The organism is Paenibacillus sp. CH40 (genome assembly GCF_024213605.1).
GTDB lineage: Bacteria > Bacillota > Bacilli > Paenibacillales > Paenibacillaceae > Paenibacillus > Paenibacillus polymyxa_B.
Genome location: NZ_JANAVQ010000005.1, coordinates 115,958 through 140,432, shown reverse-complemented (window position 1 = coordinate 140,432; position 24,475 = coordinate 115,958). Strand labels below are relative to the sequence as shown.

The 24,475-nt window shown below is 47.1% G+C and carries 21 protein-coding genes and 1 riboswitch; of the genes, 5 read left to right on the top strand and 16 right to left on the bottom strand.

Annotated features, from left to right (window positions below; genetic code table 11):
• Positions 1–251 precede the first annotated feature (251 nt).
• Positions 252–1,130, top strand: a complete 879-nt coding sequence (locus tag NLX73_RS16555) for an NAD-dependent epimerase/dehydratase family protein (protein WP_254326727.1) — start codon at positions 252–254, stop codon at positions 1,128–1,130.
• Between the two features lie 345 nt (positions 1,131–1,475).
• Here the strand turns inward: NLX73_RS16555 and NLX73_RS16550 are convergent, their stop codons facing one another.
• The 7 genes from NLX73_RS16550 to NLX73_RS16520 form a co-directional block, all read right to left on the bottom strand.
• Positions 1,476–2,084 carry a GNAT family N-acetyltransferase gene (locus NLX73_RS16550; protein ID WP_254326726.1) on the bottom strand — a complete coding sequence of 203 codons (609 nt, stop codon included), beginning with the start codon at positions 2,082–2,084 and terminating at the stop codon, positions 1,476–1,478.
• A gap of 51 nt (positions 2,085–2,135) precedes the next feature.
• A complete protein-coding gene (locus NLX73_RS16545) occupies positions 2,136–2,876 on the bottom strand; it encodes a metallophosphoesterase family protein (RefSeq protein ID WP_254326725.1) in 741 nt (246 codons plus the stop codon).
• A 109-nt stretch (positions 2,877–2,985) separates the two neighbouring features.
• Positions 2,986–3,930 (bottom strand): metallophosphoesterase, encoded by a 945-nt coding sequence (locus tag NLX73_RS16540; protein WP_069290317.1) that lies wholly within the window; start codon positions 3,928–3,930, stop codon positions 2,986–2,988.
• 65 nt (positions 3,931–3,995) lie between these two features.
• Positions 3,996–4,805 carry an AAC(3) family N-acetyltransferase gene (locus NLX73_RS16535; RefSeq protein ID WP_254326724.1) on the bottom strand — a complete coding sequence of 270 codons (810 nt, stop codon included), beginning with the start codon at positions 4,803–4,805 and terminating at the stop codon, positions 3,996–3,998.
• Positions 4,806–4,974: 169 nt separating this feature from the next.
• Positions 4,975–5,742, bottom strand: a complete 768-nt coding sequence (gene sdhB, locus NLX73_RS16530; protein ID WP_013311795.1) for a succinate dehydrogenase iron-sulfur subunit — start codon at positions 5,740–5,742, stop codon at positions 4,975–4,977.
• Positions 5,743–5,761: 19 nt separating this feature from the next.
• Positions 5,762–7,507 carry a succinate dehydrogenase flavoprotein subunit gene (gene sdhA / locus NLX73_RS16525; protein ID WP_254326723.1) on the bottom strand — a complete coding sequence of 582 codons (1,746 nt, stop codon included), beginning with the start codon at positions 7,505–7,507 and terminating at the stop codon, positions 5,762–5,764.
• A gap of 93 nt (positions 7,508–7,600) precedes the next feature.
• Positions 7,601–8,275 carry a succinate dehydrogenase cytochrome b558 subunit gene (locus NLX73_RS16520; RefSeq protein WP_061830110.1) on the bottom strand — a complete coding sequence of 225 codons (675 nt, stop codon included), beginning with the start codon at positions 8,273–8,275 and terminating at the stop codon, positions 7,601–7,603.
• Positions 8,276–8,501: 226 nt separating this feature from the next.
• Between NLX73_RS16520 and NLX73_RS16515 the strand changes: the two genes are divergently transcribed.
• Positions 8,502–9,407 carry a LysR family transcriptional regulator gene (locus NLX73_RS16515; protein ID WP_028541456.1) on the top strand — a complete coding sequence of 302 codons (906 nt, stop codon included), beginning with the start codon at positions 8,502–8,504 and terminating at the stop codon, positions 9,405–9,407.
• Between the two features lie 5 nt (positions 9,408–9,412).
• On the opposite strand, the gene NLX73_RS16510 is transcribed toward NLX73_RS16515, so the two are convergent.
• Both NLX73_RS16510 and NLX73_RS16505 read right to left on the bottom strand, forming a co-directional pair.
• The gene (locus tag NLX73_RS16510; protein WP_028541455.1) at positions 9,413–10,090 is read right to left on the bottom strand and encodes a potassium channel family protein; all 678 of its coding nucleotides are present in this window, start codon (positions 10,088–10,090) and stop codon (positions 9,413–9,415) included.
• A gap of 192 nt (positions 10,091–10,282) precedes the next feature.
• Positions 10,283–11,623, bottom strand: coding sequence for a TrkH family potassium uptake protein (locus tag NLX73_RS16505; protein ID WP_103050007.1), 1,341 nt, complete (start codon positions 11,621–11,623; stop codon positions 10,283–10,285).
• Between the two features lie 409 nt (positions 11,624–12,032).
• Positions 12,033–12,185, bottom strand: a riboswitch (cyclic di-AMP (ydaO/yuaA leader).
• 261 nt (positions 12,186–12,446) lie between these two features.
• On the opposite strand from NLX73_RS16505, the gene NLX73_RS16500 reads away from it, so the two are divergent.
• Positions 12,447–14,177 (top strand): CPBP family intramembrane glutamic endopeptidase, encoded by a 1,731-nt coding sequence (locus NLX73_RS16500; RefSeq protein ID WP_254326722.1) that lies wholly within the window; start codon positions 12,447–12,449, stop codon positions 14,175–14,177.
• Here the strand turns inward: NLX73_RS16500 and uvrC are convergent.
• The 4 genes from uvrC to NLX73_RS16480 all read right to left on the bottom strand — a co-directional run bounded on the left by uvrC (position 14,146) and on the right by NLX73_RS16480 (position 19,339).
• The gene (uvrC, locus tag NLX73_RS16495) at positions 14,146–16,230 is read right to left on the bottom strand and encodes an excinuclease ABC subunit UvrC (protein WP_254326721.1); all 2,085 of its coding nucleotides are present in this window, start codon (positions 16,228–16,230) and stop codon (positions 14,146–14,148) included. The genes NLX73_RS16500 and uvrC overlap by 32 nt on opposite strands.
• 160 nt (positions 16,231–16,390) lie before the next feature.
• Entirely contained in the window at positions 16,391–16,708 is a 318-nt protein-coding gene (trxA, locus tag NLX73_RS16490) for a thioredoxin (protein WP_010347861.1), read from the bottom strand.
• A gap of 125 nt (positions 16,709–16,833) precedes the next feature.
• Positions 16,834–17,781 (bottom strand): primosomal protein DnaI, encoded by a 948-nt coding sequence (dnaI, locus tag NLX73_RS16485; protein ID WP_025724035.1) that lies wholly within the window; start codon positions 17,779–17,781, stop codon positions 16,834–16,836.
• 40 nt (positions 17,782–17,821) lie between these two features.
• Positions 17,822–19,339 (bottom strand): replication initiation and membrane attachment family protein, encoded by a 1,518-nt coding sequence (locus NLX73_RS16480; RefSeq protein WP_061830115.1) that lies wholly within the window; start codon positions 19,337–19,339, stop codon positions 17,822–17,824.
• Positions 19,340–19,684: 345 nt separating this feature from the next.
• Here NLX73_RS16480 and hemQ point away from each other — a divergent pair, with 345 nt between their 5' ends.
• Positions 19,685–20,464: a hydrogen peroxide-dependent heme synthase gene (gene hemQ, locus NLX73_RS16475; RefSeq protein ID WP_023990152.1), complete on the top strand. Its 780-nt coding sequence runs from the start codon at positions 19,685–19,687 to the stop codon at positions 20,462–20,464.
• A 206-nt stretch (positions 20,465–20,670) separates the two neighbouring features.
• Here hemQ and NLX73_RS16470 read toward each other — a convergent pair whose 3' ends face one another.
• Positions 20,671–21,861 (bottom strand): NAD(P)/FAD-dependent oxidoreductase, encoded by a 1,191-nt coding sequence (locus NLX73_RS16470; RefSeq protein WP_254326720.1) that lies wholly within the window; start codon positions 21,859–21,861, stop codon positions 20,671–20,673.
• A gap of 238 nt (positions 21,862–22,099) precedes the next feature.
• Between NLX73_RS16470 and NLX73_RS16465 the strand changes: the two genes are divergently transcribed.
• Entirely contained in the window at positions 22,100–23,104 is a 1,005-nt protein-coding gene (locus NLX73_RS16465) for an NAD(P)/FAD-dependent oxidoreductase (RefSeq protein ID WP_023990157.1), read from the top strand.
• Positions 23,105–23,264: 160 nt separating this feature from the next.
• Here the strand turns inward: NLX73_RS16465 and sda are convergent, their stop codons facing one another.
• Entirely contained in the window at positions 23,265–23,408 is a 144-nt protein-coding gene (gene sda, locus NLX73_RS16460) for a sporulation histidine kinase inhibitor Sda (RefSeq protein ID WP_007431918.1), read from the bottom strand.
• A gap of 282 nt (positions 23,409–23,690) precedes the next feature.
• Entirely contained in the window at positions 23,691–24,347 is a 657-nt protein-coding gene (locus NLX73_RS16455) for a YheC/YheD family protein (protein WP_254326719.1), read from the bottom strand.
• Positions 24,348–24,475 lie beyond the last annotated feature (128 nt).

Here is a 24,475-nt window from a genome sequence, read left to right as displayed (position 1 = left end):
AATCCCATTGCAAAGGCGAACGCCTGCGCTTCTCCAGATTCAAATTCTCCACTCCGGTTCAAATTCATCTGCCCCTCAGGACATGCGACTCAACTACAACCTATGATCCTCCTCTTTTTACTTAATTGTTAGATGAACTATGTAACTAAGAGCACTTCATCAAACTCTTTTCATTCGCTCTGTATCCTTAACAGTCATTATTTCGTCTACCTTAATATATTAAAAACAAGCTTATAAGGGGTGATGTAAGTATGAAAAAGATACTTGTTTTGGGTGGAACGCGCTTTTTTGGCAAGAGACTGGTGGAACGTCTGCTGGAGAGTTCCGAGAACTCCGTTACCATCCTCACACGGGGCCAAGCAAGCGATTCGTTTGGTGACCGCGTTCAGCGAATCCGTGCAGACCGTACCGACCGGCAAGCACTCGCTGAAGCGGTAGGTGAGCAAGTGTGGGACGTTGTTTATGATAATATTTGCTTTTCTCCAGATGAAGCCAGCGAAGCCTGCCGCATTTTTGATGCTAAAGCCAAGAGGTATATTTTCACCTCCAGCCTATCCGTCTATGATTCGAGCCCGGAAGTGCTGACAGAGAGCATCTTTGATCCTCAATCTTACCCGGTTCGCAAGGGCGGGAAAGGCGTTTTTACATATCAGGAGGCTAAACGGCAGGCAGAAGCAGTTTTTATGCAGCAAGCTACATTCCCTGTAGCCGCTGTTCGTTTTCCGATTGTACTGGGAACAGATGATTATACGAAAAGGCTTCATTTTCATATCGAGCATGTTCGTGAAGGAACAGAAATCGGAGTACCTAATGCCACAGCACAAATCTCATTTATTCGTTCCGATGAAGCCGCAGATTTTCTGTTTTGGCTTGGTCACACTCCTTTAACAGGGCCTGTAAATGCTTGTTCCGACGGTACAGTGAGGATTGGAGAGATCATTTCGATCATTGAGCAGGTAACTGGAAAACATGCTGTGATGAAAGAAAAAACAGCAGACGAGCACATGTCTCCATTTGGTATTACACAATCGTGGTACATGGATACGTCCAAAGCCCAGTCAGAGGGGTACTCATTTCTCTCCCTAAATGAATGGCTTCCAGAACTGGTAACTAGCCTGAACCGTTCCTAAAATCATAAAAAAAGGGGACCCGAAACTTCGGGTCCCAGCAATATATATAATTCAAAGGGGGTCATGTTTATGTACCCACTCTATGTTAAAGTAACTTTGCAGTTATGTTTCATTTTTGTAACAAAATGAAATATAACTGAGCGCGGCCAAGGAAAGAAGACCACTCGCTTCCGCAGAGATAGAGAAGGCCCTACTATAGGATAACAAAAAAAGAGGACCCGAATCATCGGGTCCCAGCAACATATATTATTCAAAAGGGGGTCATGTCTGTATTGTACCCGTCCTGTGTTAGAGTTGTTTTGCAGTTATATTTCATCTTTGTAACAAAATATTCCAATACCATTTCTATTCATAATCCCCTTGGGTCATCGAAAATACCAATACACTCGGTACCACTCCTGAGGGATCATAAGCACCAATTGTACGCAGCAGGCGCATCTTATTTTTAATAAGTACACGCATGGAAGCCTGATTATCCTCTTGGCAACGACTTTCGATCCGCTTGAGCTTCAAAGATCCGAAACCAAAATTCAGCATTTCTCCCACCACTTCTGTAGCCAGCCCCTGTCCCCAAAAAGGACGATCCAGAATATAGCCCAGTTGTGCCTCACCCGTTCTTTCATTCCATTGCTGAAAAGAGACGATACCGAGCAACGGTGAGGAGGTAAGCTCATTGGATTCACCAAGTAGATTGCTTTCTCCTGTATTTCTCTGATGCCATTCCACCGCAAAATGCAGGGAATCTAGTGAATCAGCAGATATTTTAATTTGCGCAACCAAACGCCGCATTCGTGTATTGACTGGTTTGCGAATTCGATTCACATATTGGATCACCAATGGATCGGATAGAATCCGTTCCAGCGCGGGATAATCCTCCGTTCTTAGCTGGCGCAATCGGACTCGGCGGGTGTAAAGCTCCGGTAGCCCAAGACGAAGCATTTCTCTGGTCAGCACAATGTTCCCCCCTGCGGATGGATTGGCTTTTAGAAATGAATGTTTCCATACTTAATCCAGGTCCTGAATCCCGCGGTAAATTCCTGTGCGCAGCTCTCGAATATAATACGGCAAAGAAGGCACAGCAGCTTCCTCCGCTTGTTTTACCGCCAGTTCTATATCATAAGGTACACGTACAAAATGAATGGAGAAGGACGTAGGCTGCTCCTTTCCCATCTCGCCCTCTAAAATGCAGTAGGAAGCCTGCGTAACATCCAACGGATTCCCGACACTGCCGACGTTAAAAAGGGTTTTTCCCTGAAAATGCTGGATAAAAGCATTGTGCACATCACCATATCCCACAACATCTGGAGCAAAAGCAACTTTTCCATTTTCTTCTGCTAACGGATCGAACATGGCAAGCCGTTTTTCCGGCTCATCCCATGGCTGCACACGGTGATATACACTTTGCGGCGAGGCATGCACCAGACGGATACGGCGTCCGCTCATTCTGAAATCATAATGAAACGGTAACTGTGCCAAATACTGCACTCGTTCTGCCCCCAAGCGCTCGGCTTGCCAGCTAAAATTGAGATCATCCGTAATACTAACCAGCTCATCCCAATTCCCCCGCACGACCACTTCACAACGTTGACGGACAGCATCCAGAACCTCGCACGGGCTAGGCCCTTTGCCGATCAGATCCCCCAAACAAAACACACGGCTAATGCCTCGGGAAGCAATATCCTCCAGCACCGCCTCACAGGCAGGCCAATTGCCATGAATATCTGAAATGACAGCAATACGATCCATCTGAACCTCACTCCTTTGTCCGAAACGACTACATCTCTACACTACATTCAAGCCATCTTTATGTAGTTCCAACATATATGATAAAGATGAAAAAAAGATCATGGCCTATCTATTGGCCGGATTTTAGCGTAATGACACTAAGCTCCGGTCTGCACAGCACGCGAATCGGCAAGTGTGTCATACCAATGCCTCGGCTGACATACAGCGGCATTCTCTCTGTTCCCACATGAAATAACCCCTGGATGTACTTGCGTCCACCCGGAGGCGGCATTGGTGCTCCAATGACCGGCAAGCGTACCTGTCCTCCATGCGTATGCCCTGACAGTTGAAGATCAAAGGACATTTGCGCCGCTACATCTGCATAGTCCGGCTCATGCATCAGCAGCAGCTTGCACATCTCATCAGGTAGCCCGTGGATGGCACGCTGCGGATTGGGCTTGCCCATGATGTTATCCTCTAAACCGACCATGGCTACACGCTGTCCCGCAAGCTCTACAATCGCATGCTCGTTTCTCAGCAACGTAAATCCGGTTTTTGGGTATAATTCCTGAACTCCGGCTGGTAAGCCTCTATAATCATGATTGCCCAAAATAGCAAATTTGCCGAGTGTGGCGTGCATCGAAGCCATAACTGGAACAGCAGCCTTCATGGATACTGCATAGTCATCTACAATATCGCCTGTAAAACAGAGCAAATCTGGCTTCAGACCTGCTATACGGTCCGCAAGCTCGCGCAGATCCTGCTCATCCATATGAAAACCCAAGTGTACATCACTGAAATGTACGACCCTGATTCCGTCAAAAGCAGACGGAAGACGAGGGAGAGTCAAGTTGAAGCGTGTAATTTCCAAATGATTAGGCTCCCATAAGGAAGCATATCCTCCAGCCAGAAGCGCGGTTCCGGCTGTGGCTAAAGCCGCTTTTTTCAAAAAATGGCGGCGCGAAGGATTGGCTGGTTCATTTGAAATGGAACGCCGCGAAGAACCGGGAGGGATAGCGGCCCCCTGATGCGGGCCATCCTGACTCTCGCGGCGGGTGTGCGGCGTCTTCTCCATATGCGTTCCCCCTTGCGATCTATTCCTTGATCTCACTTTTTAGAAATTCTTACTGTCCATAAGCTTTAGCGATGGGTGGACAACCACTGCTCCGCATAGTCTACCAAATCACGTTGCCTCGCGAAAAAACATGAAGCCTCTCCAATGTTCACTCGCGTAAAAGCTGAGGGACAGTCCCGTTCAAAATCAAGTCCCAGCTTCTCAAAGTCATCTGAGGTAATATTAAAATCCTGAAAAGATACCCACGCTTTTGCTCCATCCACCATCATAGGAGCTTGATGCGTGATCACTTCTCGTCCATTATAGGCTGTTCGATATTCCGCCAAATGCAAGGACGTGTTGCTGTCATGTCCGCAGCCCAACAGCAGCACATAGGCATCTGCCTCATACAGCTTTGCCAAGGGCGAATGCTCACCCAGCCCATAGTCGAGCTGATGATCTGTCAGTAATCCCGAAGCAGCAGGTCCACGTGCCGCCAGAGAAACATGCGGATGCCCGCTGCGCTTGGTTCCCGGCAGGCCACGGAACGTTTCTACAATGATGCCCATCCCCCCGGTCAGCGTCCAGGCCGGATTATAAGCGGGCATTTCCTCGCGTACCAATTCCCACCATGACTCGTCCAGAGGCGGGTTCATCCAGGTCGAAGGATCAGTCAAGTCATGAGACTGTGTCGGCATCACCAGCGTCCCTTCCGGGCCAACCGCTTCGGTTAGTGCCGCAAGAATGGCCGAGGCCCCGCCCGGAACATAATTCCCGAAGCTACGCATGGACGAGTGCACAAGCAATGTCATGCCGCTCCGAACTCCCAGCTCCTTTAATCCCTTCATGACATCCGACCTAGTGACAGGTCGATTCGTTATCGGTTGCACAGTCACCTGTCCAGCCTCCTTTTCTCCAAAAACGATACACAATACCATAATTATACCATAACTGCTATCCGCGCTCCTTCCTCCATGTTACCCTTCATCTTTTCTGAGCGCAAAAAAACAGGCTTTCTCCAGTTTGAGAAAAGCCTGTTTGGGCAAACCTATTCGCTGTCTAGTGCTATACAGTCAGCCAGCGCTTGAACATATGCTTGGTCGTTTCCTTATTCATTTCGGCAATAGAAGTTGTCAACGGGATGCCTTTCGGGCAAGAACGTACGCAGTTTTGCGAGTTCCCGCACCCTTCCAGCCCGTCGTCCGTCATCAACGCCTCCAGCCGCTCTTCCTGATTCATTTCCCCTGTCGGATGGCTGTTAAACAGACGAACCTGAGATATCGCCGCAGGTCCGATGAACGTCGTCTTCTCGTTGACGTTCGGGCAAGCTTCCAGACAGACACCGCAGGTCATGCACTTGGACAGCTCATACGCCCACTGACGCTTTTTCTCTGCCATTCTAGGACCAGGGCCCAGATCGTAGGTACCGTCAATCGGAATCCACGCTTTGACCTTCTTGAGCGCATTAAACATCCGGCTGCGGTCGATGACCAAATCCCGAACTACCGGGAACGTGCTCATCGGCGCGATCGTAATCGGCTGTTCCAGCTTATCGACGAGCGCCGCACAGGCCTGACGCGGCTTGCCGTTAATCACCATGGAGCATGCTCCGCATACTTCCTCCAGGCAATTCGACTCCCAGCATACCGGGGCCGTCTCTTTACCGTGGCTGTCCACCGGGTTACGCTGAATTTCCATCAGCGCGCTAATCACATTCATCCCCGGACGATAAGCCAATTCGAATTCTTCCGTATAGGGACTGGCTTTAGGATCAGCTTGACGGGTCACAACGAACTTCACTGTTTTATTCGACTTCACTGCTTGCTCCGACATCTAAATACACTCCCTTCCGTTATTTGTTCTTGGAATAATCCCGAATACGCGGCTTGATCAGCGAAACATCCACCGCTTCATACGAGATTTGTGGTCCTTCCGGTGTCCAGTCCGCAATCGTTGTTTTCAGGAAATCCTCATCGTTGCGATCCGGGAAGTCTGGTTTGTAATGGGCCCCGCGGCTTTCGTTGCGCAGTAGCGCACCTTTGGTCATCGCTTCAGCCAGCTCCATCATATTCCACAGTTGCCGTGTAAACGCCGCACCCGCATTGTTCCAGCGCGAAGCGTCATTGATGTTAATGTTAGAGTAACGCTCCTTCAGCTCCTTGATCTTGTGGATCGTAGCTTCCAGCTTGTCATTATAACGAACCACAGTCATGTTGTTCGTCATCCACTCACCCAGCTCTTTATGAAGAACATAGGCATTTTCTTTTCCGTCCATATGCAAAATGTGCTCATATTTCTCCGTCTGCTGATGAACTGCCGCATCAAATACGGAGGTAGCTATATCCTGTGCAGATTTTTTCAAGCCTTTAATGTATTCCACAGCCTTAGGTCCAGCCACCATCCCGCCGTAAATGGCTGACAGCAACGAGTTCGCACCCAAACGGTTCGCACCGTGATATTGGAATTCACACTCACCAGCCGCGAACAAGCCCGGTATATTCGTCATTTGATTGTAATCGACCCACATGCCGCCCATTGAATAATGAACAGCCGGGAATATTTTCATCGGGATTTTGCGCGGATCGTCACCGACGAATTTTTCATAAATTTCAATAATGCCGCCCAGCTTTACATCCAGTTCTTTCGGGTCCTTGTGGGACAGATCGAGGTAGACCATGTTCTCGCCATTAATACCCAGTCCATCATCAACGCATACACTGAATATTTCACGTGTCGCAATATCGCGAGGGACCAGATTTCCGTAAGCCGGATACTTTTCTTCGAGGAAATACCATGGCTTACCGTCCTTATACGTCCAAATACGACCGCCCTCTCCCCGTGCCGACTCGGACATGAGACGCAGCTTGTCATCACCTGGTATAGCCGTCGGATGAATCTGGATAAACTCACCGTTCGCATAGCGTACGCCTTGCTGATACACCGCACCAGCAGCTGTGCCCGTATTAATGACGGAATTCGTGGTTTTACCGAAAATAATCCCGGGGCCACCAGACGCCAAAATAACTGCATCCGCCGCAAAAGTCTTCACTTCCATCGTACGCAAATCCTGCCCGCAAATCCCTCGACAGATGCCTTCATCATCCAGTACAGCCTGTAAAAACTCCCAGTTCTCGTACTTGGTTACCAAACCCGCAGATTCCCAGCGCCGTACCTGCTCATCGAGAGCGTACAGAAGCTGCTGTCCTGTCGTCGCACCGGCAAAAGCGGTCCGATGATGCTGGGTACCGCCGAAGCGGCGGAAGTCCAGCAGTCCTTCCGGTGTCCGGTTAAACATGACGCCCATGCGGTCCATGAGATGAATGATCCCCGGAGCCGCTTCGCACATCGCTTTTACCGGAGGCTGGTTGGCCAGAAAGTCCCCACCATAGACTGAATCATCAAAGTGAATCCAGGGTGAGTCTCCCTCACCCTTGGTATTAACCGCACCGTTGATGCCGCCTTGAGCACAAACGGAGTGGGACCTTTTGACCGGAACCAAAGAAAATAAATGAACGTGAACTCCCGCCTCTGCCGCCTTGATCGTAGCCATTAGACCTGCCAGACCGCCGCCCACGACAATAATGTTGGATGCTGCCATTTCTGCTCACTCCTTTTTTTCAGGATTTTAACCAAATCCCCTTTTACGTTTGAAAATAGAATTTCAACACGATGTATAATTGATATGAGTTGTTTATAGTAGCTGTTTAAAAGCGCCGCATTGCACCAAGGCAGTTGCCGTTTCCTGAAATTCCGCACTCCGGAATGCAAGCAGGGAAGCGATGAAGCCGATAGACACCACCACGAACAGAGTCATACAGATATAAGAAGATACTTTTTGCGCACGTGGTCCCACGGTAATCCCCCAACTAACCATAAATGCCCACAGTCCGTTAGCAAAGTGAAAGGATGCCGAAACGACACTGATTAAATACAAAATGAAATAAACCGGGTTCGTCACGATGCCATGCATGACTCCGCCTAGCTCCTCATGGGTTACATTACCCAGAGCCACCTGAAAGCGCGTGTCGTATACGTGCCAGATAATAAATACAAACGTAATGACGCCGGAAATACGCTGGAACAGAAAGCGCCAGTTACGTGAATAGCCGAATCTTTTGACATTCGGGTCAGCCTGATAAGCAATATACAAGCCATAAATTCCGTGGAACAGTAATGGCAAGTAGATGAATAACGTTTCTAGCACAATAACCAGTGGCAAACCATTCAGGAAGGCCACGCTGCGATTAAATCCTTCCTTGCCGCCCTCCACCGCTGTGAAGTTCGTCACCAAATGCTCAACAAAAAATAGAGCCAGCGGAATGACGCCAAGAAGCGAATGCAGCTTTCTGGAATAAAATCCTCTCATCTAGGTCATGCTCCCTTCTCCCAATAATAGCGTTTTCAATAGTAATATAACATATAAATTGACAGTTTCCGACAGGAAATGTCCAACAAGGTGTCCCTTATAAGGAAAAACAAAAGTGTGAACATCTTGTGTCGCTTTCATGTTACTCCTTTTCGGCTTATAATGGAATTGCAATATACGTATTAATTATTATGTCTTTTTTGCATATAGAGAGGAAGTGGATGATTTGTTTGAGGATTTGAACGCTTTTGCCGTCATTGTCGAGCAGTCCAGCCTGAATAAAGCCTCCAAACTGCTGAATCTGTCCCAACCTGCCCTGTCTCGCAAAATTGCGAAGCTGGAGGAAGAGCTGGGTGTGAATCTCTTTGATCGTCGGGGCAAACGGCTCGAAATTACGTCCACTGGCCGATTTGTTTATACATTCGCGCTAGAGCAACGGCAACGACAGCTTCGCTTCTTACAAAAGCTGTCCCAGCACAAAAATGAAGCCCAGAGTATGCTTACACTCGGGGCTAGTCTCACAACACTCCAAACGACGCTGCCTACCCTCGTCGAAGCTTTCATGAGCAAGCATCCTCAAACCGAGCTAAAGCTGCTCACCGGTAAAACCCATGAAATCGTCGCCTTTGTACGTGACAAAAAAGCAGACGCCGGTATTGTCGGGTCTGCCATTCATGAAGCCGGACTGCGTTGCATTCCGCTATTTGATGATCATTTGGAGCTCGTTGTTCCCATTGGACATGAATTAACCGTCAAGACAGGAACGGCCTCGATGAAAGATCTGCAAGGATTGCCGATGATTATTTTCTCCAAAGGAACCTGGTACCGCAGTCTGACGGATGACTTGTTCCAGCGCAGCGGCATCATGCCGGATATCCGCATGGAAATCGACTCCTTCGAGGCAATTGTACGCCTGCTTCCAACCTGTAAGGCTTCTGCCTTACTACCCAAATCCTATTTGCGCAGCGAACTATTACGGGATAATGGACTCACTGCATTATACTTGCCCGATTTGAAGGAGACACGCCGAACGACCTCCCTCATTTACTCGGAGACGACCGATCTCGGTCCGACAGCACGACGCTGGATTAGCGAGACACGTGCGTCGTTTGCAGGCTACCGTATGGTGTAGAGGGTTTAATCCTCTTCATTAACATTAACAACCTCATCCTCAAAGCGACCGATATTGTCATTCGAGCCGATGATGACCATAATATCGTCTGCTTTTAGCCGATCCATAGCCGTCGGTGCGATCAGGATACCGTTCGCCGTATGAAGCGCCACGACGCTACAACCAAAGCGGGTACGGGCATTTAGCTCTGCTAGCGTTTTGCCATTCAGACATGCAGGTACATTGAGTTCCACAATACTGTATTCCTTAGACAACTCCAAATAATCGAGCAAATTAGGCGTGACTAGCTGGTGAGCCACCCGGATACCCATATCCCGTTCTGGATAAATAATCCGGTCCACACCGAGCTTTTCTAACGCACGCCCGTGCAGCACAGATATGGCTTTGGCTACAACTTTTTTCACACCCAGCTCCTTCAGCAAAATGGCGGTGAGGATGCTTACCTGAATGTCATCACCAATAGCAACAATGCCACAATCGAAATTACGGATGCCCAGTGATCGCAACGAGTCTTCATCGGTAGCGTCCGCCACGACAGTATGTGTCAACATCTCACTCATACTGTCCACAACATCCTCATTCCGGTCAATGCCTAGCACCTCGCACCCCATATCCACCAATTGCAAAGCCAGGCTTGAGCCAAACCGCCCCAAGCCAATAACTACAAACTGCTGCGTTTTCATATCTACTCGAAAACTCCTTATCTGAATCAATTTCATAAATGAGGATTTTGCAAAAATCCCATAAGCGACTTCCAATGAAGAAGATATAGATCGAAATGATTTAGTTCGTCTATATCTTGACTTCGGAGCGACTGGTATCGAATTTTGCAAAATCCTGAAATGATTAAACCAACGAAATGTATATGAAATGATTCATCCTATAATCATTTTGCCTTCCGGATGACGATATAATTCTTTACCCTTTTTCGGCCCCAGTGCATAAGCTAGCGTGAGTGGCCCCAGTCTACCTGCAAACATCGTCAGGGTAATCACCAGCTTGCCTATGACTGTCAAATCAGGTGTAAGCCCCATCGACAGCCCCACCGTACCAAACGCAGACACCGTCTCAAACAAGATCATCAGAAAATGATGATCTTCGGTTGCCGACAAAATCATGGTCACCCCGATCACGAACAGCAACCCCAGCAGTGTAATGGTCAAAGCCTTGTAAATTCGTCCCTGCGCAAGTCGGTACTTGAACAGTACAATATCTTCCCGCCCCCGCAGCATCGAAATCACCGCTCCAATGAGCAGGGCGAATGTTGTGGTCTTAATCCCGCCTCCAGTGGAGCCAGGAGAAGCCCCGATAAACATAAGTATGATGATAAAAAACTGCGTAGCCTGCCGCAAGCCTGCAATGTCCAGCGTATTGGCACCTGCGGTACGGGGGGTAACGGACTGGAATAAAGATCCCAGCAGTTTACCACCCCAATCAAGCGAGCCGAGAGTCTTCGGATTCGTAAACTCAAATACAAAAATCACGAGCGTGCCGACTACAATCATAGCGCCCGTCATGCTGAGTACCACCTTGGTATGCAAGGACAGTCTCTTGCGCTTGCGATATTCTGCCAAGTCTGACATCACTACAAAACCAATGCCGCCAGAAATAATTAGAAACATTGCGGTAAAATTAACAATCGGATCATATACATAACCTGTCAAGCTGCGAAATTCACCGAATAAATCAAAACCAGCATTGTTAAACATGGAGATGGCATGCCAGATTCCAAAATAAATCGCCCTGCCTACGGGCATATCAAAGGACCAGCGAACCGAGAATATCGTAGCGCATACGCCTTCAATAACCAGTGAGTACAGTAATACCTTACGGATTAACCCGACAATTCCCTCTACAGAAGTCTGATTCATCGCTTCCTGCAAGATGAGACGCTCCCGCAAGGAAATCCGACGCTTGAACACCAGTGCAATCAAGGTAGCCATGGTCATAAAGCCAAGACCGCCGATCTGGATCAGCGCAACGATGACAACTTGACCAAAAGTGGTAAAAAAGAGGCCGGTATCCTTTACGACAAGCCCGGTTACACAGGTCGCAGAGGCGGCAGTAAACAAAGCGTCTATAAACGCAAGTGGCTTTCCTGTTGTATTGGAGATCGGCAGCATTAACAATAAGCTACCTATTAGAATGATAATGGCAAAGCCCGCAACGAATATCTGCGGTGGAGAAAGCCGAAGCCAGCTTGCATTGGGATTCATCTATTCATCACTTCTCTCCTAATCCTTAAAACTATAAAAACAGTGATTTAATACGGTGTAAGCTCGCTACGCGTTCCATTTGATCTTTCGATCGTCGTTGCCCCTGAATTTTTTGATTTTTCCAAACCTTAGTTAACTATAATTAGCATTCCCTGAATACAGGAAGAATGCATGTCAAGCACTACTCGGCCCCCTGTGCTATTGGCGGGCAGTAGCGAAGGGGGCAGAATTGTTCTGAAGAAGCGAAGCGTTTGCCTTTATCTCCGGATTTTAACCATTAGAGGGGGTATACAATAAAAAAATCCGGGGATAACAGCAATCGGAAGAATAATCTGCACCCGCAGCGGTCTAACCAATCCAAACACTTTTATACGCACAAAAAAAGACACCGGAAAACCGAGTGCCTGACTTGGTTCCTGCTCATAGCCTACGAGGTTAGCTGACGGATTCGGGCAGCACAGTATGCCCTATTTACACTTCCGATCCAGCAGGATCGGTTGTAAAATTCACCCCAGTAACATGGTTCCCCCGTTTTCCCATAGAAATTCGGCTCAACTGTATATCATTACCTATGTATTTCATAGGCATTGCCTCAAGATTATAATCCTTCTATATCCAGATCACAAAACCAATTTCGCCGAAAAAACGTGAAATTGGCTTTATTTTGCGAATGGGCATCGTTTAATCGCAGCTTATCTAATTTTATTGGAACTTTAAAGTGCTTTCACTCTATTTTCATGAATATCGCTGGTCTGTTGGCGGGAACCTGTGCAGTATGATATCTTTAATGGATGTTCTTATTTACAGATTAAGGAGGAAACTCATGAATCCTATCGGGAAACCGGTCGTGCTCACGGCCAACTTCAAAAAATTAGGCTTGCTGGGCGGGATTGGCCTGATTTGCTTTTTTATCTTTCAATTGCTTATTCCCTCGCTTAGCAATCCGAGTCCAGAATCAGTAATGAACGCAAAGGTCATCAGCAAACAAGAAGCGGTCATACACGCATTGGACTTCGCCCGCTCCGAGCTGGGCTATACTGAATCACAGCCTGAGGAGCCCGTCGTGACCTATCAGGCCGAAACAGATTTGTACGGTTATTTATCTAGAGAAAAACTGCTTCAACAGTACGACCGTACATGGAAAAAGAGTTACCCTTACGAAACCTTTCGGGTCGATCTGCCTGAATCCTCAGCGAAGAGTAAACTGCAAATTCATGTGGATTTATCCACTGGCAAGGTCGTTAGCTTTAAACGGATCACCTCCAATACCAATTACACACAGGCTGATATTTCTACGGATGAACAAGCACGTAATAGGCTTGTACGTGTGGCTGAGGACGGCATGACCCTCGAAGCCAAGGAGCAGGCGGCCGCAGTATGGGTCAAGCGCTTTGGCTTTAAGCCGTCGGATTTGAAGCTTGCGACCACTGAACAAGAAGGCGGATTAAAGTATACCGTAGACGATAAAAAAATCGGCGCCTCGGTACTTACACTGGCTTTTACTTTTGAAGACGGTGATGTTCGCTCCTTCACCCAAAGCTTTTCGGCCCCGTCGTCCTATACCGATTATATCGAAAAGCAAACATTTTGGGCGAATTGGATGACCTATGCGGGTTATGCCCTATTTAGCTTTGTGCTGGGTGTACTTGCCATTGTGTATGCGTCACTCACCCGACGACATACTTCATTTGTTCGTGGCATTGTTCTGTCCGTTATATACTTTATTGCTAGTATAGCTGGGACCATGAACATGCTGCCTTTATTGCAAGCAGAAGCAGGCGGTAAGGGCATGCTTATATTTCTTATGGTTTTCCAGATTGGTGTTACCTTTTTCATGGCTGTAGCGCTCTACTTCTCCTTGGTCGGCGGTGACGGGCTTATGCGTCAGGTTGGACTGAATGCATGGCCGCGTGCAAAAGAGCCGGGCTACGGGCTGTATGTGCTTCGCAGTATGTATGTTGGCTACTTGTGGGCCTTTATTTTACTCGGGGTACAATCCATCTTATTCTTTATACTGGAGCGCACATTTAATACATTTTCCACCACAGATGCCACGCAATCCCCTTACAATATGGCTTATCCATGGCTACTGCCGATTATGGCCTGGATGGCAGGTATTGGAGAAGAGACTGTCTACCGTCTGTTTGGTATTCCGATGGTCAAAAAAATAGTGAAAAACACTTTTGTTGCGTGTCTGATCACCACGCTGATTTGGGCACTGGGACATACGCTTTATCCGATCTATCCGGTGATTTCCAGACCTATTGAGCTGACTTTTCTTGGTTTGCTGTTCAGTTTTGTGTTCCTGCGTTACGGCTTTATTGCCGCCATGTTCAGCCACGTTATTTTTGACAGCATTCTAATGGGACTTAGTGTGATGAGTCTGGGAGACACTGTGAATGTGAGCGCTGGTCTATTCTGGATCTTACTTCCAGCCATCGTGGGTTACATCATTTATTGGTTTAGTCCTAAAAAGCCAAATCGAATTATGTTTGAACCTATAAAAAAAGAGGAGCCGTATTCTACGACTCCTCCTCCCGAAGGGCAGCTATAATCTGACGCGCAAGCTTATCCCCAATAGAGAGAGGCCGGAAGTCTTCGACACTGGCCTCTCTTATTTTTTTGAGCGATCCAAAATGCTTAAGCAGTAACTTACGCCGTTTCTCGCCGATGCCTGGAATAGAGTCCAGCCGGGAAGTTACCATAGATTTGCCGCGTTGCTCGCGGTGGAACGTGATGGCAAAACGGTGAACCTCGTCCTGAATCCGTTGCAGTAGATAAAATTCTTCGCTATTGCGTGCAAGTGTCACGGCCTCAGAGGACTCTCCCACTAATAGTTGGGAAGTTCTATGTTTGGCATCCTTCACCAGTCCACACACAGGAATGAACAAACCCAGCTCATTTTGCAATACATCGGTCGCCGCCTTAATTTGTCCACGTCCACCATCGACAACGATCAAGTCGGGACGTTCCAAATTTTCCTTAAGCACACGTTCATATCTACGTCGGATAACCTCACGCATTGTTTCATAATCATCGGGTCCCTGCACAGAACGGATTTTATATTTTCGATACTCCTTCTTGGCAGGCTTGCCATCAATAAACACGATCATGGCGGAGACTGGATCGGAACCCTGGATATTGGAGTTATCAAACGCCTCCACCCGGTGCAAGCTATCCAGTCCAATGGCACGTCCGAGATTGCTTGCAGCTTTGGATGTCCGTTCCTCATCCCGCTCGATCAGCTTAAACTTCTCATCCAAAGCAACACGTGCATTTTCCGTCGCCATGCCTGTCATTTGCTTTTTCAGTCCACGCTGCGGTACAAGTACCTTTACATCCAACCATTCAGCCAGAGCGAGAGCCGCCGTACTCGGGTCCTCCAGTCCACCGGATAGTTGGGTTTCTGTTTCCTTTACTCCGGTATCTTGGTCACCAACTTGGTCTTGATTTGTTGCTGCTGCATAAGTTGCCCGTTCTTCAGCCACCAGCAATGAGTCAGCAGAAGGCTCTGTCTCCGTTTGTATCGCTTTCTCATCTGTCTGTCCGGTAGCATCGGTTGTAGCTGCACTGTGGAGTACAGTTTCTGCCGCAACCGGTTGATCGACATTGACCTGTTCGGCCTGCATCAGCTTAGGAGAATCTGGCAGCAATATTTCTTGCGGCACTGCCGGGTTGTCACTATAATATTGCGTCACATAGGACATAAAATCACTGTAAGCTTCACCGTAGAAAGGAAAAGTCGACATATGGCGCTCGATCATTTTACCTTTGCGGACATATAGGATCTGTACACACATCCAGCCCTTATCTACTGAAAAACCGAATACATCTCGATCCTTCGCATCCGATGTGGTGATTTTCTGCTTTTCCATCATCGCGTCGATGCTGATAATCTGATCTCGCAGCTCCTTGGCCCGCTCAAAGTACAATTCCTCTGCGGCCTCCTGCATTTTACGCTGAAGATCCTTTTTAATTTCCTCATGTCCCCCGCTCAAAAAGGAACCAATCTCCTGACCAATCTGGTCATACGTTTCCTTCTCGACCTCTTTCACACAAGGCCCCAAACATTGATGCATGTGATAATACAGGCACACTTCCTTGGGCATTACACCACACTTGCGTAACGGATACATACGATCCAGCAGCTTCTTCGTCTGATGTGCCGCGTAGGAATTGGGGTACGGTCCAAAATATTTTGCTTTATCTTTCAGAACGCGACGGGTCACCTCCAGCTTGGGGTGTGCCTCGTTCGTAATTTTCAAATACGGAAAAGTTTTATCATCCTTCAATAGCACGTTATAACGCGGCTGGTACTTTTTAATGAGGTTGCACTCCAAAATGAGCGCCTCCATATTACTGCCTGTAACGATATATTCAAAATCACGGATATCGGAAACCAGTCGCTGCGTCTTGCCGTTATGGCTACCTGTAAAATAGGAACGGACCCGGTTTTTCAACACTTTGGCCTTGCCGACATAAATAATGGTGCCTTCGCTATTCTTCATCAGGTAACAGCCTGATGCATCCGGCAGCAACGCTAATTTATGCCGTATGTTCTCCAGCGCCTTTTCCTGATTCTGCAAGTCCTCCGCATAAGGTTTCATTCGCCCGGTTCCTCCTTCCATTCTTAATGATTACTCAACTAACTATTTATAATATATAGGAATAGTACACAAAAACGCCCCCGGTATTTACAACCGGAGGCATTGACCTTTCATGGCCGCTCCACCAAGCCCCCGCGGGAGCATGGGTCACATGCGATGATTATTGGTGTTTAGTAAGCATGCTTTTCAGTGCTTCTTTGGAGTTCAGACCTACCACTTTATCGACAGGCTGTCCGTCTTTGAAGACGATCAGGGTAGGAATACTCATCACGCCGAAACGGGAAGCAGACTCTGGATTTTCATCCACGTTCACCTTCGCGATTTTGACGCTGTCGCCAACTTCTGTGGACAGATCCTCCAGAATAGGAGCGATCATTTTGCAAGGACCGCACCATGGCGCCCAAAAATCAACCAAAACGGTTCCTGTGCCTTCGACTTCTGCGTTGAAGGATTGATCGGACACGTTAACAATTGCCATTGTATGTTCCTCCTTTATAGAAAAGTCAAGATTATTATAACCTGTAATGTCTGTTTCGACACCTTTTAATTATATCACAATAGTCTTTTAATTGTAAGATATCAAAATAGCAGACGGAAAAACGCTTACCCCCGCTGATTTTTTCCCTTTACGGTAATGACATCTACAAAAGGACGAATCCGGTCCATCAAGCGTTGTCCTTTGTACATTTCCTCTCCGTCCTTGCTCGTAAAGCTGAGATGCTTCTCCAGCCCCTGCAATGAGTAATTGGAAGTATAAAAGGTCGGTTTGCGATTCATTCGGTAATTCAGTATGGAGCCCATCACATGGTCCCGTACCCACGGGCTTAAATTTTCAGCACCAATATCGTCAAATACGAGCAGATCACAATTTTTGAGCATTTCGGTCGTTTCCTTCAGCTTCTGCCCGTCCTGAATCATGGACTTTAAGTCCTCCACAAAATCAGGCATATACACGATCACACCGTTCAGACCCGACAGGGCCAGCTCGTGCAATAGATAGCCCATCAAAAAAGTTTTACCCGTACCAAATGTACCTTCCAGATACAATCCTTTTTTGGATAGCCCCTGACTTTTCGTTTCTTCAATGTAACGGAATAGCTGTGTGACGGCAGGCATACGTTGTGAATCTTTGCGCGCAATTTCAAGAGCGTTATATCCCTCCAGAAGGGCGCGTTCATCCACATAAAAGCTTTTAATTCGCTGACGCACCCGTTGTTCATGTTGGGAAGCAACCAACTTCGCACATGGGGTCCGAATGTCCACGATTTCGGCTGTTCCATTCGGATATTCCACGCCCAGCTTGCAAAAGTGGCCCTGAAAATCGTTAGGACATCGTTCCAGCCCCGGACAATTGTCGCAATTTCGACGATCCCGGGCATACTGAAAGAGCATACTCATGTTGAGTCGCAATTGTGTTTCGTCCACATCAGGATGTGCAGCACAAAACTCCTGCACGAGCGGATCATTTAGAACTTGATCGGCTACATTGCGAGTGCGCTGGCGAAACGAAGGGTTCTGCATCTGCTGTAGCAAATCGCCCAGTGATTCCAAGAACGCTCCTCCTTTCTAAAATGTGCAGAGCTATGGACACCTACACCTTTTTCTGTTTTCCGGATTGCATTCGTTCGGCCAGACGCAGCAGTTCATCCAATTCTTCCTCAGATACAGACTCCTCTGAAGGATGATCCTGAACGATTGGAATGGATGGCTTGGCAGGCCCATTATTTTTGGCATATGCGCGGGATCGGCCGCCGGAAGGAGAAGCAGAGGACTGTTTACCTTTTACCTTGGCTTGATCCCTTATATATTGAACGGCTTTTTCGTAAGTGTTTACCTGCTTAAGCAGCATGTTGGAAGCAACGGCCTCGACAAAGTTGCGGTTAATCCGCTGATCGCTCCCAGATACGAGCAGTGACATCAAATAATGGATCAGCACGTTGATGACTTCACCGGGCAGCTTATAGCTGATATCAATTTTCTCGAATATATCCAGCAGGTTACCGGGAACCGTGCCGGGGAAAAAGGTTTGCAGCAAACGACGATAAGGCTCGTTGCGCAACATCATATTATACTGGTGAATGTCACATTTGGCTGTGAATTGTGGTGGAACCTCCACATAAAATTCCATTTCCACAGCCTGTTCTGCAGGCGGCTCTTCAGATGTGGAAGTTTCCCTCTGGCGCAAGGCGACCACTTTGGCGGCCTGTACCTGCTGTTCCTCCTGACGCTTCCGATCCTGTCTGGAGTGCTGACTAGCCCGAAGCTGAAGCTCATCGAGCAACAAATCGCCTGCTTCGGTAAAAATACCATCCTCATCCAGCAAGCGACTGATATCCTGTACAGAAAGGTCAAATTTGCGAACAACGTAATTGACCATGCCTAACTGCTCGTGCTCAAACCGAAGACGTTCCACGTGCTTACGATTGGCAGATTCACGCGGAAAACGGAGAATAATATCTGCATAATTCAATGCTTCCTCCGATTCTGACGCTAGTGCTCCAGTCTGACGGCTAGTGGACACCTCGGACAGCGCCTGCTCCAGTTCATAATCAATAACATGGGTATTCAGTTCAAATAACTCGTAGAAAGGAATCGAAATATTCTCTTTATTATAGGAAGATTGCGACCATTCGCTAGATTCCCTGCTCCACAACGATTCTCTCAGAGAAAGCACTGCAAACTTACCGATTTTGTCTCTCAACAAAAGGGTGAGATGCTGTGTTCTAAAAAATTCAGCAGGTGCAAGCGGTGGCTGCATCTCATATTCGTACATATAGTCGTCCGTTTCGGGTGCATACAGCCTGGACGTTTGTAACAGACCGACGGCCTCCAGCTTGGAGGTCTGTTCAATCAAATACTTGCGTCCCTTCTCACTCGGCTCCAGTCCCAGTGTCAGAAAAAGGCGACGCTGCTGTTCCAACGGCGAATAACCGATTTGTCCAACTGGCACATGCTGGAACAACAGTCGATACAGACTGACCGCAAATGCGCCTACCATCGGCTGATAGACGCTTCCCAGCATCAATTCATCCAGTGCGCTCAAGCCAAATTCCCGATAGACGCAATAGCGGTGGTTCTCAGTATAGTGCAGCAGGTTTTTCATCCGCATTCCAACATTCTTCCTTTCCTGACATAACGGTCTCCAAGATGTTTTTCTATTCTATCATACTTGCCTTCTCGTGGGACCAACAAAATAAGGGCAATTGTTCTCCTTTTTGGCAGCCATATTCGTCTGAGTTCTACTTTTTTCGAGAATACTAACTATTTTATGACTTTGTGACCTGCATCATGGTAAATATAAAATTCTTCACACTTCTTTCATTGGTGAAAAGCTTTACTTTGAGCTACAATATAATGGTTAAGCATCACGTATTGGATACAGGAAAGATATAAGGAAGTACACATATTTCGGCTAAGCCGATTATCATTTACAGATCGTAAAGGAGTGTAGATCGTGAGTCAACATCAACCACAACAAACCCCAGCAACACCCAACGAAGTAGCCTCCACACTGGAAGGCTGGTATGCGCTTCACGATTTCCGATCCATCAACTGGACAGCATGGAAGACAGCAGACGATGAAGAGCGCGCCGGAGCACTGGACGAGCTTCAAGAGTTTATGAAGGAATGGAACGTTACCGAGGAAGCGGGTCTGGGCAGCTCAGCTGTCTATACTGTAGTCGGACAAAAGGCTGATTTTGTCATGATGCACCTGCGCGAAACGCTGGAAGACCTCAATAAACTGGAAAATGACTTTAACAAAACAACCTTCGCCAAATATACAACGAAAACCTATTCTTATGTGAGTGTGGTGGAACTAAGTAATTATTTGAGCAAAGATGAAGATCCAATGCAAAATCCACAAATCGTCGCACGCTTGAAGCCCGTATTAAACAAGGCGCGTTATATTTGCTTCTATCCAATGAACAAAAAACGTGACCTGGACGACAACTGGTATATGCTTTCGATGGACGAGCGTCGCACCTTGATGCGCAGCCACGGTTTAATTGGACGCAGCTATGCTGGCAAAGTAAAGCAAATCATTTCCGGTTCCGTCGGCTTTGACGATTGGGAATGGGGTGTAACACTGTTCTCCGATGACGCACTTCAGTTCAAGAAGCTAATCTACGAAATGCGTTTTGATGAAGTCAGTGCCCGTTACGGTGAATTCGGCTCCTTCTATGTCGGCAGCGTGTTGAATGAAGAGACATTTGAAGACATGTTGAAGCTGTAAGACGCAGACATCAACTCTTACTGAATAGAACCGAGGATTTCGTGAACTCCCACTTACGGGACGAACGGAATCCTTTTTTTGTAAGACCTAAAACTATAATAGAAAACAAGAACAATGAAAAAAAAAGGCCTCCGAGCTCCTGTATAAGAGCTGTGGAAACCTTTTTCTAGTCGTATTGTTTTTGCATGTTGACTACTCGTCTGAGGTTAGAAGAACCGCCCTTTTTTCAGTACCAGTGGAATTCCGCCAATGATGAACAGATAGCGGAGATCCACAATTTTTTTCAATTGTGCGGCCACCCAACCTTTTATTTTACGTTTGCCCACCACGGCGACGGCTTCGCCTTTTCCAAGCGAAGCAACCGTCCCTTTGTTAGAAAATACGAACTTGTGCAGCTCCTTTTTGCGAAGAGTAGCGGCCAGATTCTTGGCACAAAGGACCCCTTGCTGCATCGCAATTTGGGCCGTCGGTGGATAAGGACGTCCTTCGGGATTAAACATCAGGGAGCTGTCCCCGATAATAAAAATATCATCGTGGCCCGGTGCACGCAGAAAATCGTCAATTTTCACCCTTCCGCGCATCACTTCGAATCCGGCTTTCTCAATTAATCCGTTCCCACGAATCCCTCCCGTCCAGACCACCGTGCAGGCTTCGACTTTCTCCCCATCACCAACGATTACACCATCCTGCAGGCATTCCTTAATCGGAATTCCAATGCGGAAGGTGACCCCTTTACGCTTAAGGACATCCATCGCATACTCCACCAGTTCAGGATCAAATCCTGGCAGTGCCGTAGGAGCTGCCTCGACGTTAATGATTTGAATCCGGTTAAAATCGATGTCATACGCTCTAGCGAGCTGTGGCAAACGATCCGCCAACTCCGCTACAAACTCAATGCCGCTGAAACCAGCGCCCCCAACGACAAAATTGAGGCGACCTGGCTTACCATCATTTTTATATAAGGCCAGCTGGTATTCAATATGCTCACGAATCAGGCGAACGGAGTTAATACTGCGTATCGTCAGCGCGAACTTATCCATCCCCGGAATACCGAATGTTTCGGGCTCCCCGCCTAGCCCGATGACCAAATAATCGTAGGACAGCGAGCCATCCTCCAGCACGATTTTTTTCTCCTTTGGTATGATTTCCTTAACCGTTCCTTTGACTAAATCCACCTTGAACTCATCGATTAGCTGCGCAATCGGAATCCTTGAATGTTCAATCGTATCTGTACCTGCCGCAGGCATATGAAGATGTGTCGTAATATAGTGGTAATCATGACGGTTGATCAGCGTGACATCCGCCTCATTGTGCTTGAGCTCCTTTTGCAATTGCTGAGCCGTCAATATACCGCCATACCCAGCGCCCACAATGACAATTTTGGGAATACTGCTCATGCTTCTACCCCTTCCGATATACAAAATCATTAATTGTTCACAGCTGTTCTCTCAAAACGGTTAATTGATACTCACAGAAAAGTCTTCATCAAATATTAATCGCTTTAACTTTGCAAGCGGAACCCAGCAGTTTATAATGATAAACAGTGAATCATGCGTTCGGCGGCTATCTGAACCTCTATGCGGCTGATTCAATATCTACAAATCCCATACTATCCCTTTCGGAGGTGTTTTTAGAGTGACAGCTCAATCCACAGGTGCGGAGATCCGCGATCTGATTATTATCGGAGGCGGTCCAGCCGGTATTTTCGCCGCTTTTTACGGAGGAATGCGTCAGGCATCCGTCACCTTAATTGAAAGTATGCCCCAACTGGGCGGCCAGCTTGCAGCCCTTTATCCTGAAAAATATATTTATGACGTTGCTGGCTTTCCTAAAGTGACTGCACAAGAACTGGTTAACAATTTGGTTCAACAAATGAACCACTTTAATCCAGAGGTGCAGCTAGAAGAGAAAGTCGTATCGTTAGAGAAAAAGGAAGAACGCCACTTCATCGTAAAAACAGACAAAGGTGGCGAGTATCATGGTAAAGCGGTTATTATTACCGCTGGTGTTGGTGCTTTCGAGCCGCGCAGACTGGAACTTCCAGGTGCCGAACGTTTTGAAAAAACGAACCTGCATTACTTTGTCAGCGACCTGAGCAAATTTGCAGGCCGAAAAGTGCTAATCAGCGGTGGTGGTGACTCTGCTGTAGACTGGGCACTTATGCTGGAACCGATTGCAGAACAGGTTACATTGATTCACCGCCGTGACAAATTCCGTGCGCATGAACACAGTGTAGAAAACCTCCTCGCTTCCAAAGTAAACGTTATTACACCAACGGAAATTACAGAATTGCATGGAGAAGACACGATTACCAAAGTCACTCTTGCTCATGTAAAAACCAAAGAAACACAGGAAATCGAAGTGGACGATGTGATCGTTAACTTTGGATTTGTATCCACACTTGGCCCGATTGCTGAATGGGGAATTGAAATCGAAAGTAACTCTATCGTGGTCGACTCTCGCCAGGAAACAAATATTCCGGGCATTTTCGCCGCAGGGGACATTACGACCTATCCAGGCAAGCTCAAGCTGATTGCGGTCGGCTTTGGTGAAGCTCCTACGGCAGTCAACAACGCCAAGGTCTATGTAGATCCAGATGCCAAGTTGTCTCCCGGCCACAGCAGTAACATGAAATTGTAGTCTAGTTTAGACTATGACAAAAAAGGGTATTTTACTCCAAATTTGAATCTTTGGAGTGAAATACCCTTTTTTACGGTGTGCCTATTCGTTGCAGTGATTGTCTGTAAAGTCATTCGAACCCTGAATGACTTTACAGTCGCAGTACGAGAGCTTGTCCGGTCTAATGAAGGACTACGGCTGTATTCATCTCTAGATTTCTTTTGTGAATCTCAGCCAGCAACAGTGCAATGAAGTCACATTCAAGTTTAAGCTCGATTGCCATCTGATAGGAATCCAAAAGCATTTCATCCGTCAGCATAGCCATCCTCGACACAACCTTTCCTTTTATTTCAAAATCTATTCTATCAAAATACCAAAATCGGAACAAGCGTTCTGTTATCCACAGTCAATTGTGGAAATCCTGTGTATAAATTGTTGGTAAGTGTCGTTAACCCATATATGTGACAGGGGATAATGTGGACAATATTTATACACAGAATTTTGACACTCAAACACAAAAAAAATATTTTTATTATTTATACAAATATATTATATTTAGCGTCTTGTTAATAGATTATATTGGAATTTTTTTAAAGAAATCAGAAATTTATTGCGGTCTTGTATTAACCTCTAAAATCCATACCCGTCCACTCTGATCAAGCCCGTAATCAAATCCCAGTTGTCCGATCCCAGGAAATCTTCTTTCCAGTACAGGAATACAGCGTCGTGTAAGTTCAATGATCTCTCGCCGCTTTTGAGTAGCAAGCCGCCGAGGATATATCATCCGAAGCGCCTCTGTTCCCTTCAGCAAAGTTCCCCCTTTGCACAGATTCGTAATGACCAGCCCAGGCCGAGCATGACGTGCAACCACCGCACGGAAAACCCATCTCTGCCCTTCCTTCACAACTTTGACTCGATAGTCGACAGGTCTACCTTGAATACTTGCCAGTTGGATGCCTTGTTGAATGAGATATAGACGTTGGATTCTGAGCTTATTAATTCCGATTACAAGCGCTTTAAAATGACTGAACCGGTGCGTGTGCTCCATACGCGTACAGGTGTATCCCCTACGCTCCTTTGCCACACGCATGACTCCGATGCCTCCGCCTCCTTTCACAGGTTTTATAAATACAAAAGCATGCCGCCGCAGCATCATGCGCAATTGTTCTTCACTATATAGACAGGTTTCCGGTATATAAACGGCGGTATGTGGATAGTGGAGCAGCGCCTTCGTCTTTAGCCATTTGCTTGCAAGTTGTCTCATCTAACCCTCTCCTTTCGCCGTCAGTTATACTTATACATACTCAACAGGGATGTTCTATTCTTGGATGATTGTCCGCGGCATGTGTCTATTTCGACAAGATCATGGCGAACGGTAGCATGCACCGAACA